Consider the following 15495-nt stretch of genomic DNA (forward strand, 5'->3'; position numbering starts at 1 on the left):
ATTTTATGACCAATGGGGGGCACGGATTAATTTAAACACATATATTCGGGTTTTAAACTATTCAAATATGGCTACAAGAGGAGGTTTTTCAAGTCGGTTGGGTTTCATTATGGCGGCAGCCGGATCGGCAGTAGGATTAGGTAACATTTGGGGGTTCCCTTATGAAGTAGGACAAGGAGGAGGTGCAGCATTTGTGGTGATGTACCTTATTTTTTGCTTTGTATTGTGTTATCCGGTAATGGTTACCGAGATCGCTATTGGTAGAAAAACCGAAAAAAACCCTGTTGGGGCATTCAATGCCTTAGGCTTTAAAAAATGGAATTTTGTAGGAAAAATGGGAATCTTCAGTGGCTTCCTTATTCTTTCTTTCTACAACGTAATTGCGGGCTGGGCTTTTGGCTATGTGTATGAAATGGCCATTGGAAACTTTGCTATCGCAGATCATTTCAGCGAATTTGTTCAAGATGTATTTAAAGTAGGTGCCTACGGAATGGTATTTATGGCTACTACTGCTTTTGTAGTGTCTAAAGGTATATCAGGTGGTATCGAAAAGGCGGCTAAGTTCCTAATGCCTTCACTGTTAATCATGATTTTGCTGATTGTAGGCTATTCTTTAACCCTTCCAAATGCAATGGACGGCATTAAATTCTATCTGATTCCTGATTTTTCTAAACTAAGTTCAGAGGTAATTATCAATGCCTTGGGTCAAGCTTTCTTCTCTCTTTCTTTGGGAATGGGTGCCTTGATTACTTACGGTTCATACGTAAACAAAAAAGAAAACATTGTTTCTGCTGCGGCCTTTATTACGCTTGCCGATGTGGGTATTGCTGTTTTGGCGGGTATGATGATCTTCCCTCTAATTGGTTTTATGAGTGGAGGAACTATGGACGGTGTAGGTAGTGGCCCTGGTCTAATTTTCGTTACGCTTCCTCAAATTTTCGGAACTATTGGTGGAACTTTTGGCGCAATAGCAGGAACATTGTTCTTCGTACTACTTTGTTTTGCTGCCCTTACATCAACTGTATCTCTACTTGAAGTACCAGTAGCTTATGTAGTGGATGAGAAAAATGTAAGAAGAAGCAGAGCGGTTTGGTTGGTAGCAGGTGCTATCTTCTTAATAGGTATTCCTTCTTTGTTAGGAAATGGTTACTCTGATTTCTTCTCCAACTTTATTACTTACCCAGGCTCTGAAACCGCTACAGATTTCTTGAGTTTTATTGCCAACGTAGCCAATGATACGCTTCTGCCTTTGGGTGGCTGTTTGATAGTTTTCTTTGCAGCACATATTTGGAAAAAGCACAATTTGGATGAAGAACTCTCTCACGGTGCTCCTAACTACAAAGGCTCTTTCCTTCAGAAGTACCTGAATTTTGCTGTAGGCTACTTAGCTCCAGCTGTTCTTGGATTCATTTTCATTATTACTGTTTTGAAAACATACTTTGGGGTAGACATTTTTTAATTACTCTTAAGAATTTATGATATTGAACCTCTTCCCGAAACGGAAGAGGTTTTTTTTATTTATGAAGTTGAAACATCTCCTATTTTTCGTAATTCTTTTTGGTCATTGCATTATGGTCAAAGCCCAATTTCAGTTTATTCAAGGGCGGTCTTACCTAAGCCATAAAACAAGCACTCCCCTCAAAATTGATGGTTTAGGGAATGAAACCGCTTGGCAGGCAGCGCCATGGACAGATACTTTTATAGATATTGAGGGAAGTAAAAAACCAAAGCCTTATTTCGATACCAAAATGAAAATGCTCTGGGATGAAGACTACTTCTACTTTTATGCTGAAATGGAAGAACCGCATGTTTGGGCAACACTTACCGAACGCGATGCAGTGATTTTTTACGATAATGACTTCGAGATTTTCATCGACCCAGATGGCGACACCCATAATTACTATGAGTATGAAGTAAATGCCCTCAATACTGTTTGGGATTTACTACTTACCCGCCCCTACCGCAATGGCGGGCACGCCATAGATCATTGGGACATTCACGGACTAAAATCAGCTGTACATGTCAACGGAACCCTAAACGCCCCTAGTGATAAAGATAAAGGTTGGTCAGTTGAAGTGGCCATTCCTTGGGATGCCCTCAGCGAAGCTACTAGTATGAAAACCCCACCCAATAATGGCGACCAATGGCGTTTGAATTTCTCTCGCGTGCAATGGAAAACGGAAGTTATAGATGGAAAATATGTAAAACAGAAAGACCCTAAAACAGGTAAAAATCTACCAGAACACAATTGGGTATGGTCGCCACAAAGGGCCATTGCCATGCATGAGCCTGAGTTTTGGGGCATTGTTCAGTTTTCCAATAAAAATGTGCTTGATGAAAGCTTTAGTACTATAAAAGTTAATAAAGCCGAAGAAGAAATAAGGCAAGTACTTTACTATTTTCATCGTGCTCAAATTGATTTCAGAAGAGAACATAAAGCATTTGATCAATCACTCAAAAATTTCAACCTACCAAATCAAGTAGACGGATCAAAGGCTGTAACCTACAGCTTGAACAATACGGAACAGACCTATTTATTAAAAGCACAAACGACAGATGCTACTTGGTTCATTAATGAAACAGGTAGAATTTGGAAAGAAATAAAACCATGAAAAAACGCGACTTTATAAAAAACATTGGCCTTGGTTCAGCAGCCTTTATGCTGGCACCTACCCTACTTACTTCGTGCGGAACAACAACTTCTACAGACGAAGATTTTAAATACTGGGTGTGGGTAGATGGTAACAACGAAAAAACTATTTCCGACTGGAGAACAGAATTAACTGGGCTTCGCGAAGCAGGAATAACCGGGCTTATTATTGGCGGTGGACGCCAAATGCTAGAGAAGTTAATTCCGATAGCACAAGAGCTTGGGCAAGAAGTACATGCTTGGCTTTGGACCATGAACCGCCCAGGCGACACCGAAGCACAAGCGCATCCGGAATGGTATGCCGTGAGCAGAAATGGAGAGTCGAGTCTTGATGTGAATCCGTATGTAGGTTATTACCAATGGCTTTGCCCTTCTAAACCTGAAGTGCAAGAATATGTAAAGAATTTCATGGTATCGCATTGCGACATCGAAGGGCTTTCGGCCATTCACTTAGATTATGTTCGCTATTGCGATGTCATTCTTCCCAAAGGGCTTTGGGCCAAATACGACTTAGTACAAGACCACGAAATGCCCGAATATGACTTCTGCTATTGCGAAACTTGCCAAGGTAATTTCGAAGCAGAAAATGGATACAGACCCGACAGTTTAGAAGACCCGAGCCAAGATGAAAAATGGAGAAAATACCGTTGGGACAGCATTACTAAACTAGTAAATCAGGTTTCGGCTGCGGTACATGCCAAAGGCAAAAAAATGTCGGCAGCAGTATTCCCTTACCCCGAATTGGCCAGAAAACTCGTGCGCCAGTCTTGGAACGAATGGGATTTGGACATTGTGTTCCCTATGATTTACCACAACTTCTATGAAGAAGATATTCCTTGGATTGAATATGCTACACAACAAGGCGTGAATGATTTGAATGGTAAATTCCCTCTACATACAGGTGTTTATTTACCAGAAATGAAACCAGAAGAAATTGCTCAGGCCATAGCTGCTGCCAAGGCAGGTGGAGCCAAGGGCATGTCTTTCTTTTCTAATGGCGCTTTAAAAGACGAAAGACTGAAGGCCTTTGCGGCTGTAAAAAAATCTTGACGCAAAACACTATTTTCAGAATACAGAAGGAGCAAATCAATGTGGTTTGCTCCTTTTCATTTACAATAGCATTAATGCAACCCAAGTGATTTTAGCACTACCAGTAAATCAACTTCAATATTAAGTTTCTTTTATCATTGAATAGGAGTACAATATCTGTAAAGATATTTTCATTAATTGTGCCCTAACATCATCACTAAAAACCTTAATGAACTATCATAAGCGCAAATTCAGAGCTGTAATAAATACAGCAAACTGCGAAATTTCGAGCGAAACAGTTTTTGAATATATACAAGAAGGATCAGTTCTTAGTGCTCAATACCAAGGGGGACAAGTGGTTAAAGGGCATATATCGGGATTAGTTGATGACCAAGGGTATATCGAAATGCATTACCACCAAGTAAATCAAAAGGGAGAAGTATCAAAAGGCATGTGCTACTCACGCCCAGAAATACTTAGTAATGGAAAAATTAGGCTACACGAAGCTTGGAAGTGGGCCTCAGGAGATATTTCGGAAGGAAGTTCTATATTAGACGAAATTTAGACTTTTAAAACCCCATACTTTTTGTATGCGCAATACTTTACTTCTAATTAGCCTCGCATGGCTAATTTCTTCTTGTGCTACAGTCATTAATGGCAATTATTCGCAGGTAAGTATAAAGTCCGACCAAGCTGTCAACTATATCTATGAAGGCGACACAGTGGTTAACAAACTGAGTGACCCCGTTACATTTGTAGCCAAAAACAGCAAAGAGCCTATTACAGTATCAATTTTTACTGAGGAGAAAACCAAGCAAGTACATATTCTCCCTAAAAAAGCACCTGTATACTGGCTTAACACTTTCAGTCCTTATTTTTCTGGCTTTTTAGTGGATGAAATCACAGGCAAGAAATGGAAATACCCAAGGAAAGTGTTTATTGACTTGAATAGACCGGGTAATGCTTATACGGCTTACTTCCCTATGGACAGCACTTTGTTATACAGAAAAAATAAAGTTGGATTCAATCCATTCTCAATGGTAATAGGATATCACCCTGGAATTGAAGTAAGCTACGAGCGATTGCACGGAAGTAAGTTTGGCACTCAACTAAGCTATACTCACTTTTTAAGCAGAGACAATGATTTCGCTAGGAATAGTAAGGGATATAAAATAGTATTGGAGGAAAAGTACTTTTTCAGAAACCATGAAAACACACGTTGGTATTCAGGAATAGCAGCCGAGTTCTTTCATAAGCAAAACGATGCCGACATCCGCTATTACACCGAGCCAATACCTAATCAGCGATTTCACTTTAGAGAAAAAACCAGAATTAATAAACAATTCGTTTCCATCACCCCCCATATTGGATTACAGTATTATTTAACCCGAGGCTTTATTGTTGAAACCTATTTTGGTATAGGGTTAAGGCATAGAAAAGTTACTTACCCTTCAATACCTGAAAATTACATCCAACAACCCGGCTTTTGGGAATGGTTTGATTTAAGTTATTCATCGAACAAAAAAGAAACAGCTTGGTCGGCAAATTTCGACCTAAGTTTAAAACTGAGCTGGGCTTTTTAAAATGCCGCTAATCCCTAACAATTGAGTAGCCAATACTGAAAACCAATTGGCTTTGTTTAGGCACCAATTCTCTCTCAATCAGTCGGGATAAACTCTCTTCAGTTTTACTCAAGCCAAATTCATATTTAAAATCAAGCAACAGGTGATTGATATCAAGCCCAAGACCAAGCCGCCACAGAATGGTCATCTGATTATATTCTTGAGTTACGTTAATCCTTTCATTCAAAAAATACTCGTTTCCAGAAAGCATTAAACTAAAACCGGGGCCAGTATCTAACCTCAAGTTGCCAATATTAACACCAATCGAAAGCGGAATTTCTAGTGTGGTAAATTCAAATTCAGCACTAGGATTAAATCCAACTACACCATCGTAATTCAAGAAATCCAATCTACTTTGGGCAGTAGATAAAAGTAACTCAGGCTGTACATAAACATTATTCACCCTTACTTTAGCAAACAAGCCAAACTGGTAGCCAATCTCATTTCCTTCTTCCGGAATACGGACGTAATCGCTATCGATTCTAATTTTCGGACTAACAATTTTAAAAACAGGGCCTGCCTTATAACTAACGTCATAAAAATCCTGAGCCTGAGCAAAAGAAAACGAACCCATAAAGGCGATAATCGCTATTGAGCTCTTTAAAATCATTTCGCCCCATTTTCTTAATTGCATATCGCTGAAGATTCAATAATTTTAGATTTCAAATTTATATAAATAACATCGGAATGGAATCAAACGAAGCATTTCAGAATGCATTAAAAACAGTGGACACCCTTACCCAACGTCCATCCAACGAACAACTTTTAAAGCTGTACGCCCTTTACAAACAAGCTACCCACGGAGACAACGATACTGAAAGACCGGGCGGTTTCGACTTTAAAGCTGCTGCCAAATACAATGCGTGGGAAAAACTTAAAGGTGAAAGCAAAGAGAATGCAATGAAAGCTTATATCGACCTTGTAAATGAGTTAAAATCCGCTGAAAGTTAATTTCACAATAGCAGCTTATCAATGTCGTTTACCCTAGGCGACAACAATAAATTATATTTTTCTTCGCATATTGCGAACGGTTAAATCAAAATTCAAAACAAACAACAATGGGATTATTTAGTTTCGGAAAGAAAAAGAAGAAACCTGCTAGATCTTGTGATTTAGAAGGCTCACTATTAGAATTCGGTGAAGGCTATCTTCTTACATCCGCACAGATTATTAAATCAAAACGCTTTTGGGATAACAAAATGATAGAGCCTGAAACACTGGCTTATTCAAAAGCTCATTTTCAAAGAAATGATGAAATGGGTACCAAAATGCGCACAATGATTTTTCAAAAATACAGCAGCCAAGAAAAACCTTGGTTATTGGGTGACGGTCAGGTCAGCCAATTTGAAATTGATAAAGAACAAGCCAAAGAATATGCCCGTCAATGGTGGGAATCGAGCTTTAGCTTCACCCCTCCTTCAGCAGGTGCTGCAGAAAAAAATATGGATGCAGAAGAATATGAAAAATGGCGCGATTACGCTATCAATAAAGCTGGAGAAGAGCAATTGAGTAAAATGAAGTAACCGCCTTAGGCATACAAAACAATTAATCATCCGTCAGTTCAACATCATACGATGAGCTGGCGGTTTTTTTTTACCTGAAGCCGAAAACTCTATTTTTATTTAAACTTCCAGCGCTAATAATTAATTATCTACCATAAATTTGACCTTTTGGCGCTGACCTGATTTGTCAAAAATAATTAAATGATACACCCCAGGCGGCAAATCAGTTATTGAGAAAGTGCTTACTTGATCAACCCTTGACACAGGCTTTCTAGTAATCATATTTCCATAACTATTAATCACCCATATCTCTTCAATAAAAGCCATGCTCCTTACATGAAACACACTGCTAGCTGGGTTCGGAAAAATTTTCAATTCGGACTCTTCGGTTTTGAATTTAATGGATATAATTTCAAAAAATTCAAACTCACCATTATAGTCAGTTTGCTTTAATCGGTAATACCATCTTCCCGAATAAGGCGGTGTATCGGTAATTGAATAAGATGTAAGTCCATTAGTGGTTCCCTTTCCCGATAACATTCTTATTTCATGCCACTCTCGCCCATCCGAAGATCGATACACTGTGAAATGACTATTATTCTCTTCAGAAGCTGTTTTCCACTCCACTTGCACGTAATTTTCAATTTGGAGACAAGTAAAGCTCAACAGATTTACGGGAAGAGAGTTAGCATTATCAGGAACACAGCTAGCATAGTTGCTATAAACTGAACCCGCACCACCCCCATCATTCCAAGTCACATAATCCCCATCAGAGTCTGTGTCCCAATTGTCTATGTAAGTAAAATCGGTTTGAGTACCATTTATAATCGAACGAAAAAGTCGATTTGATGACGGAGAGTTAGCAAATTTGCCAGTTGCTGGCCAACTAGTATCGTCAGAAAACATAACATAAATATTTCCTAAATTCTGACCACAAAAAGCGCTAAAATCAATAGTGTTTACCACATCGTCATTCAAGACCAAAATGTGGCTACCTGCAGCAATTGAGGTAGAGCCTGGAATTACATTGATAAAGGAAAAATCACAACCTACCAATTGAGCATTAAGGCTAGAAACATAGGTAGAATTCCCACCTGCAACAAAAGAATCAGTAATAGTACCTAAACTAGCAATGTCGGTTGAAGAATATTGAACATTAATATTGGTGGAATTGGCTGTAAAAGAACTACCCCCACTATAGATTATCAGGTATTCGCTGGCTCCTTCAGAAGGGCCACAGCCGTTTATTAAGGCTGTAACGAGTTGAGCACTTTGTTCGGCATAAGCGCATAGCGACATATGGAATAAACACACGGCTGCCAACAGACGTTTGGACATGATACAATTTAGCTTTGGTTGAGGTATCTCAATAATTGAGATGCTCAAAGTACCATTATCACAATGATAAAAAACATACCCTTATGAGGGTATATTTAATTAGTCAGCCAATCATGAATTATTTAAAATCCATCTGCTTTTTCAAAAACATTCAAATCTGCATTCGAATGAAGTAAAGATTCAACCCTTGAAATAAAATCAACAATCTTGGTTTCCAATTTTAAAAAATCACATTGCTCAATCTCCACGTTTTTAATTCCCAATGCCGAATCTTTTACTAATTTTGCTCACCTAAATCTACACCCCTTAAAACCTCGTTCTAATGATTCAGTTTTTCGATGCAGGAAACGACAAAATTTATGCTCTAGGCCTTACTCAACCCCTTCAAGATCAAGACATACCAAAGCTTTCATGGCTTTTTGGCAATGCTACTTTGATTGAAAGCGATGTGTTGGAAGGTCACTTTGTTGGCCCCAGAAAAGAAATGATTACGCCTTGGAGTACCAATGCGGTAGAAATTACCCAAAACATGGGCGTTGCCGGAATTGAGCGTATCGAAGAATTTGACAAAGTAGATTTAAACAAAACCGCTTTCGACCCCATGTTGCAAGCAGCCTATAAAGGTTTAGATCAGCAGATTTATAGCATTGATGTAAAGCCAGAACCTGTGCTTTATATCGAAGACATTGCGGCTTATAACCAGCAAGAAGGTTTAGCGCTGAACCAAGAAGAAATTGATTACCTCAACGGAGTTAGCGAGCAACTGGGCAGAAAACTAACCGATGGCGAAGTATTCGGTTTTTCTCAGGTAAACTCAGAACACTGCCGTCACAAAATCTTTAATGGCGTGTTCATTATCGATGGTCAAGAAATGCCTACTTCCCTATTCAAGCTTATTCGTAAAACTTCAGAAGCGCACCCAGGTAGATTGGTGTCTGCTTACAAAGATAACGTAGCGTTTGTGGAAGGCCCTCGTGTGGAGCAATTCGCACAAAAAACCCAAGACAAAGCCGACTGGTTCGAAACCAAAGACTTTGATTCGGTTATTTCATTGAAAGCCGAAACACACAACTTCCCTACTACCGTAGAGCCTTTTAACGGAGCGGCCACGGGTGCAGGCGGAGAAATTAGAGATAGAATGGCGGGCGGAAAAGGTTCTATGCCTTTAGCTGGAACTGCCGTATACATGACTTCCTATTCTCGTTTAGAAAACGACAGAAACTGGGAGGCCAACATGCCTGAAAGAAAATGGTTGTACCAAACCCCAATGGACATTCTGATAAAAGCTTCGAATGGCGCTTCTGATTTTGGAAATAAATTCGGTCAACCGCTGATTGCTGGTTCGGTACTTACTTTTGAACACCAAGAAGCCGACAAAAAATACGGTTTTGATAAGGTGATTATGCTGGCCGGTGGTGTGGGTTACGGAAAGAAAAAAGATGCCTTGAAAGAGTCTCCTGCGGCAGGCGATAAAATCGTGGTAATGGGTGGCGACAACTACCGCATTGGTATGGGCGGAAGTGCCGTATCATCGGTAGATACAGGTGAATTTTCTAGTGGTATTGAATTAAATGCCATTCAGCGTTCGAACCCAGAAATGCAAAAACGTGTGTACAACGCGGTGCGCGCCATGGCCGAAATGGATGACAACCCAATCGTTTCTATTCACGATCACGGAGCAGGCGGTCATTTGAACTGCCTTTCGGAACTGGTAGAAGAAACGGGCGGCACCATTGACGTGAAGAAACTGCCCGTAGGCGATCCTACCCTTTCCGACAAAGAGATTATCGGTAACGAATCTCAAGAGCGAATGGGCTTGGTAATGAAGCAAAAAGACATTGAATTGATGGAGCGCGTGGCCAAAAGAGAAAGGGCTCCTTTCTATGTAGTGGGTGAAACCACTGGCGACCAACACTTCAAATTCGAAAATAAAGTTTCGGGTGAAAACCCAATTGATTGGAACCTCTCGCACATGTTTGGTTCTTCTCCAAAAACGATTTTGGAAGACAAAACCGTAGCCAACAAGTTTGCGGACTTGGCTTATGATAACGCTAAAATTGAAGACTATTTAAAAGCGGTGCTTCAGTTAGAAGCAGTGGCGTGTAAAGATTGGCTTACCAACAAAGTTGACCGTTGCGTTACGGGGCGTGTGGCCAAGCAGCAAACGGCAGGGCCAATTCAGTTGCCATTGAACAACGTGGGCGTAATGGCACTCGATTACCGAGGCATCAAAGGAATTGCTACTTCTATCGGTCATGCGCCAGTGTCGGCTTTGGTCGATCCCGTGGCAGGTTCTCAGCTTTCGATTGCCGAAGCTTTGACCAACATTATTTGGGCACCGATTGAAGGTGGAATCAAAAACGTATCGTTGAGCGCCAACTGGATGTGGCCAGCGAAAAACGAAGGCGAAAACGCTCGTTTATACAAAGCGGTAGAAGGCGTAAGTCAGTTTGCCATCGAATTGGGCATCAATATTCCTACGGGGAAAGATTCCATGTCGATGACCCAGAAGTACGAGAACGATGTGGTGTACTCACCGGGTACTGTGATTATTTCTGCCGTAGGCGAAGTAACCGACCTAAAGAAAGTAGTAGAGCCTGTGCTTCAACCGATTGTTAACTCTTCTTTATTGTACATCGACCTTTCTGAAGATGACTTTAAACTGGGCGGAAGCTCATTTGCTCAAATCATTGGCAAAGTGGGCACTTCGGCACCAATGGTGAAGGACAGCACCAAATTTGCCAAAACTTTCGATTTGATTCAAACCCTAATTGAAGAAGAACACATTTTGGCCGGACACGATATTTCTGCTGGAGGGATGGTGACTGCCTTATTGGAAATGTGTTTTGCTCAAGAAGAATTTGGTTTGGAAGTAGACCTTTCTGGCATCAAGGCTGGAGACGATGCGCAATTGCTCTTCTCTGAAAAGCCAGGTTTAATTATTCAAATCGGAAACGAAAACAACGTTTCGGTAAAAGACAGATTGAAAGCGTTGGGCGTTACTTACCATGAAATTGCCGTACCAAAATCGGAAGACAAACTATCGATTAAAACAGCCAACGCTGATTACAACTTCGATATATTGGAAATGAGAGACCTGTGGTACAAAACCTCTTTCTTATTAGACCAAAAACAAAGCGGTGCCGAACTGGCCAAAACCCGTTTTGAAAACTATAAAAAACAACCTTTACAATTCAATTTCCCGCAAGGCTTCGAAGGTCAATATGCTTCATTGGGCTTAAACCCCGACCGCAAAGAGAAAACGGGAATCAAAGGAGCGATTATCCGTGAAAAAGGCGTGAATGGCGACAGAGAAATGGCTTATGCCATGCATTTGGCTGGTTTCGATGTGAAGGATATTCACATGACCGACCTTATTTCTGGTGCCGAAGACCTGAGCGATGTAAACTTTATTGCCTTTGTAGGTGGCTTCTCCAATTCGGATGTATTGGGCTCTGCCAAAGGCTGGGCCGGTGCTTTCTTGTATAACGAAAAAGCAAAAGCCGCCCTCGACAATTTCTATGCCCGTGAAGACACCATTTCATTGGGGATTTGCAACGGTTGCCAGTTGATGGGCGAACTTGGTTTGCTGTATCCAGAACACGAAACGCATCCTAAATTAAAACACAACATTGCAGGCAAATTTGAGTCGGGTTTTGTGAATGTAACCATTCCAGAAAATGACTCGGTGATGCTAGGCTCGCTTTCGGGTGCAAGGCTTGGTATTTGGGTGGCGCACGGTGAAGGCCGTTTTGCTTTACCAGAGAAAGAATCGGCTTACAATGTAATTGCTAAATACTCTTACGAGGCCTACCCTGCTTCGCCAAACGGTTCTGACTACCATGTAGCAGGCTTGGCCAGTAAAGACGGCAGACACTTGGCCATTATGCCGCATTTCGAGCGTTCTATCTTCCCTTGGAACTGGGCGCACTATCCAATAGAGCAACGTAAAGACATCCTCAGCCCGTGGATTAAAGCCTTTTTAAATGCTAAGGAATGGGTGGCTGCGCGAGCGTAGCTCGGTAATGCGTATTGAGTATTAAGCCAAAGTGCCTATAAAGTATAAAAAACCACTTCGAAAGGAGCGGTTTTTTTGTTGGGAGCTGGTGTAGACAGACCATTAAAACACTTTTTAGTCAACACTATTTGAAAATTATAAGTGGTTTTTAAAAAATTTCATGAAGTATACATACCTTAAACCTAATTAATATATAAGGTTACCAAACGTTCGAAAATAACATGCGCTTTTCACAAAGAATTGGCAAGAAACAAGTAAGAGAGGTTTTACAATTGGACTCGATTGACGCAGCACTCTACAATAGACTTTGGAACCTAATTCTTAATACCTTATTCGCAAAACTTGAGCAGCTGACACAAAAAGATGCTCAGGCTGTATGTGATCACATCTGGACAGAATTCTTTAATGAACGTAAAGATGAAGCTCCAGAGTATTACACAATGTACGATAGTGATTTCCGAGCTTACTTGAAGGCGAAGTTTTTTGACATTATGCACTGGTATGAGATTTATGACCTTCTGGAATTCATCTCGGAGTTAGACTCCAAAATTCTGCACACCGAATTTATGGAGAAATGTAACTATGTTCTCAAGAGAGAGTTATCTGGATACAGATTAATAGACAATAAGGTTATAAAGACAACAAGTGAAGATGAGATTTCTGCAATCGAAACAGCAATTAATGATTCATCAGCGATTAACTCAGTAAACATACATTTGCGAACATCATTGGAACTACTGAGCAATCGCGAAAACCCAGATTACAGAAACTCCATTAAAGAATCCATATCGGCAGTAGAATCTATCTGTGCAATCATTGTCAAAGATGACAGTGCAACCCTAGGAGCGGCTATTAAAGTAATTGAAAAGAAATATAGACTTCATAAAGCATTGAAAAGTGCTTTCTCATCTTTATATGGATATACGAGCGACTCAGGTGGTATAAGACATTCACTTTTAGAAGACGATGTGGAAGTCACCTTCGAAGATGCGAAGTTCATGCTCGTTTCTTGCTCTGCATTTATCAATTATTTGAATGAAAAAATAAAACATAACATATCGGCAGTCGATTAAATCGCTATACCCAACTCATCCTCGCTTGTATCGAGGATGTAAGAAAAGTCGGTTTCAAACTGATGAGTAAGTCAAAAGACAAAAGCTTCCAAAATAGCTACCTATGAGATCGGCTATATTTGCAATTCTAACCATAATAAAGGCAGGGATAATCATCTATTTTGTTGCTCGAATTATGATGAGCCTATTTAAGAAGAACGACCCAACTTCAAAACGTAAAGCTCTAATCCAATTCCTTTCAATGTTCGGCCTTCTGATAGGTTTGGCCATACTTGAATTCGGCATTTCATTTTTATTACCAACAGGCGGTTAACCAACTCATCCTCGATTGTATCGAGGATGTAACACAAATCGGTTTCAAACCGATTGATATGCTAAATGAAACCTTGCAATCACTGGGTATAGCAAACGGATCCTGAGACAAGCTCAGGAAGACGATTCAATGAAGCCCATTCGGAGCGTCATGCTGAACTGGTTTCAGCATCCCTCAACTAACCACCAAATAAACCCAACTCATCCTCGATTGTATCGAGGATGAAAGACAAGTTGGTTTCAAACCGATGAGTATGCCAAAAGACCACAGCTTCCAAAGTAGCTACCTATGAGATCGGCAGTATTTGCAATTCTAACCATAATAAAGGCAGGGATAATCATCTATTTTGTTGCTCGAATTATGATGAGCCTATTTAAGAAGAACGACCCAACTTCAAAACGTAAAGCTCTAATCCAATTCCTTTCAATGTTCGGCCTTCTGATAGGTTTGACTATTCTTGAATTTGGTATTTCATTTTTATTACCAACAGACGGTTAGCCCAACACATCCTCGATTCCACTGTCGCAGGTTCTCCGAACCTGTGACCACTATTCACCAAGGACTCTGTCCTTGGGAAACCATATTCATCTCCAACATTGAAGCTTTAGACCCTTCGTTCCCTGCCTGCGGCAGGCAGGCTCAGGGAAAGAAAAGAGACATCATCGAACAATTAATCTTTCCAAGGTCAGTAGGCGCTAGATCATTGTCGTTCAACTAATTCCCTTTTTGCGATTAAACAAGTAAACCAACAACCTGATTAAAATGGTTAAAACCATTCCCTAACGTTATGCATTCCAATAGCCCACGGCTTAAACCGTAGGCTATAAAGTAAAAGGTTTCTATCAACCGTTTCAACGGTTTGCCCTAGTCATCGAGGTTTTTAAGACAAATCGGTTTCGAACTAGTAGAGAAATTAACTTTGCATCTGGTTTTCCAGTTAATCAGGTAATCAAGCATTAGTCAAATTCATCAATTTTAAAGATATTTAGGTAAAGAAAATCAACATGGCAACTGTAGATAAATTAAGGAATGGATTGATTGATAAAATCCTAACAATACAAAACAAGGAGGTTTTGGAAGCACTGGACAAGCTCGTTTCTTCTAGTGTACCAGAAAGCCAAACTGTTCAACTTTCGCAGGAACAAAAAAAGATGTTAGAAATGAGTGAGGAAGACATAAAAAACGGTAGGCTGATTTCACAAGCTGAAATGGACAAAAGAAATCTAGAATGGCTAAACGCAATGTGATATGGACTAAAACAGCCGATATCCAATTTGTCGGAGTACTCGAATATTGGGTAAATAGGAACAAGTCACCCCGATATTCAAAAAAATTAGTCCGTTTAGTTACCGAACGAACTAAGCAAATCGCCCAATCTCCTTTCATTTACAAATCCACTGATTTTAAAGATGTTTTCGTAGCCTCGCTAGGTAACTTCAGTATCTATTATAAAGTAACGAAAGATTCCATTCTGATTTCTGCCTTTTGGGATAACCGACAGAACCCGAAAAAATTGCTAGAAATTCTACAGAGCGAAAAATAACCAACTCATCCTTGATTGCATCGAGGTGGTAAGATAAATCGGTTTTTAACCGACACGATTTAACCTAAATTACAACATTGAAGCTTTAGACCCTTCGTTCCTCAGGGAAAGAAAAGAGACATCATCGAACAATTAATCTTTCCAAGGTCAGTAGGCGCTAGATCATTGTCGTTCAACTTATTTACCCTTTGCGTTACTCAACGCTCTTTTCGGTTATAAAATTAAACCAACAACCTGATTAAAATGGTTAAAACCATTTCCTAAAGTTATGCATTCAAATAGCCCACGGTTTAAACCGTGGGCTATAAAGTAAAAGGTTTCCATTAACCGTTTCAACGGTTTACACCAATTACCCCCTCTTTACAAGCAACATAGGAGACTCTTACTCCATTATCTATATTTGCCAA

At 40.1% G+C, this 15495-nt stretch carries 15 protein-coding genes; 13 read left to right on the forward strand and 2 right to left on the reverse strand.

Annotated elements, in window-relative coordinates:
- Positions 1 to 67: 67 nt before the first annotated feature.
- The 5 genes from AWW67_RS11535 to AWW67_RS11555 all read left to right on the forward strand — a co-directional run bounded on the left by AWW67_RS11535 (position 68) and on the right by AWW67_RS11555 (position 5262).
- Complete coding sequence (locus AWW67_RS11535; protein WP_062301902.1) at positions 68 to 1459, forward strand: sodium-dependent transporter; 1392 nt, start codon at positions 68 to 70, stop codon at positions 1457 to 1459.
- A 112-nt stretch (positions 1460 to 1571) separates the two neighbouring features.
- Positions 1572 to 2612: a carbohydrate-binding family 9-like protein gene (locus tag AWW67_RS11540; RefSeq protein WP_071387116.1), complete on the forward strand. Its 1041-nt coding sequence runs from the start codon at positions 1572 to 1574 to the stop codon at positions 2610 to 2612.
- On the forward strand, positions 2609 to 3700 hold the full coding sequence (locus AWW67_RS11545) for a glycoside hydrolase family protein (protein ID WP_062301906.1): 1092 nt from the start codon (positions 2609 to 2611) through the stop codon (positions 3698 to 3700). The genes AWW67_RS11540 and AWW67_RS11545 overlap by 4 nt, the downstream gene beginning before the upstream one ends.
- 208 nt (positions 3701 to 3908) lie before the next feature.
- The gene (locus tag AWW67_RS11550; RefSeq protein WP_062301907.1) at positions 3909 to 4244 is read left to right on the forward strand and encodes an avidin-fold protein; all 336 of its coding nucleotides are present in this window, start codon (positions 3909 to 3911) and stop codon (positions 4242 to 4244) included.
- A gap of 25 nt (positions 4245 to 4269) precedes the next feature.
- On the forward strand, positions 4270 to 5262 hold the full coding sequence (locus tag AWW67_RS11555) for a hypothetical protein (protein WP_062301909.1): 993 nt from the start codon (positions 4270 to 4272) through the stop codon (positions 5260 to 5262).
- Between the two features lie 7 nt (positions 5263 to 5269).
- Here AWW67_RS11555 and AWW67_RS11560 read toward each other — a convergent pair whose 3' ends face one another.
- A complete protein-coding gene (locus AWW67_RS11560) occupies positions 5270 to 5935 on the reverse strand; it encodes an outer membrane beta-barrel protein (RefSeq protein ID WP_062301911.1) in 666 nt (221 codons plus the stop codon).
- A 53-nt stretch (positions 5936 to 5988) separates the two neighbouring features.
- Here AWW67_RS11560 and AWW67_RS11565 point away from each other — a divergent pair, with 53 nt between their 5' ends.
- Both AWW67_RS11565 and AWW67_RS11570 read left to right on the forward strand, forming a co-directional pair.
- Complete coding sequence (locus tag AWW67_RS11565) at positions 5989 to 6252, forward strand: acyl-CoA-binding protein (protein ID WP_062301912.1); 264 nt, start codon at positions 5989 to 5991, stop codon at positions 6250 to 6252.
- A 107-nt stretch (positions 6253 to 6359) separates the two neighbouring features.
- Entirely contained in the window at positions 6360 to 6824 is a 465-nt protein-coding gene (locus AWW67_RS11570; protein ID WP_053221858.1) for a hypothetical protein, read from the forward strand.
- Positions 6825 to 6944: 120 nt separating this feature from the next.
- Here AWW67_RS11570 and AWW67_RS11575 read toward each other — a convergent pair whose 3' ends face one another.
- On the reverse strand, positions 6945 to 8141 hold the full coding sequence (locus AWW67_RS11575) for a T9SS type A sorting domain-containing protein (protein ID WP_141655441.1): 1197 nt from the start codon (positions 8139 to 8141) through the stop codon (positions 6945 to 6947).
- A 322-nt stretch (positions 8142 to 8463) separates the two neighbouring features.
- Between AWW67_RS11575 and purL the strand changes: the two genes are divergently transcribed.
- The 6 genes from purL (at position 8464) to AWW67_RS11605 (ending at position 15088) form a co-directional block, all read left to right on the forward strand.
- Positions 8464 to 12159, forward strand: coding sequence for a phosphoribosylformylglycinamidine synthase (purL, locus tag AWW67_RS11580; RefSeq protein WP_062301915.1), 3696 nt, complete (start codon positions 8464 to 8466; stop codon positions 12157 to 12159).
- A gap of 221 nt (positions 12160 to 12380) precedes the next feature.
- Entirely contained in the window at positions 12381 to 13232 is an 852-nt protein-coding gene (locus AWW67_RS11585; RefSeq protein WP_071387117.1) for an AbiJ-NTD4 domain-containing protein, read from the forward strand.
- 103 nt (positions 13233 to 13335) lie between these two features.
- Complete coding sequence (locus tag AWW67_RS11590; RefSeq protein WP_062301917.1) at positions 13336 to 13545, forward strand: hypothetical protein; 210 nt, start codon at positions 13336 to 13338, stop codon at positions 13543 to 13545.
- Between the two features lie 288 nt (positions 13546 to 13833).
- Entirely contained in the window at positions 13834 to 14043 is a 210-nt protein-coding gene (locus AWW67_RS11595) for a hypothetical protein (protein WP_062301919.1), read from the forward strand.
- A 506-nt stretch (positions 14044 to 14549) separates the two neighbouring features.
- Positions 14550 to 14792 (forward strand): hypothetical protein, encoded by a 243-nt coding sequence (locus AWW67_RS11600; RefSeq protein ID WP_062301920.1) that lies wholly within the window; start codon positions 14550 to 14552, stop codon positions 14790 to 14792.
- Positions 14774 to 15088, forward strand: a complete 315-nt coding sequence (locus tag AWW67_RS11605; protein ID WP_062301922.1) for a type II toxin-antitoxin system RelE/ParE family toxin — start codon at positions 14774 to 14776, stop codon at positions 15086 to 15088. The genes AWW67_RS11600 and AWW67_RS11605 overlap by 19 nt, the downstream gene beginning before the upstream one ends.
- The last annotated feature ends 407 nt before the right edge of the window (positions 15089 to 15495 follow it).

It is taken from the genome of Roseivirga seohaensis (genome assembly GCF_001592945.1).
Lineage (GTDB): Bacteria > Bacteroidota > Bacteroidia > Cytophagales > Cyclobacteriaceae > Roseivirga > Roseivirga seohaensis.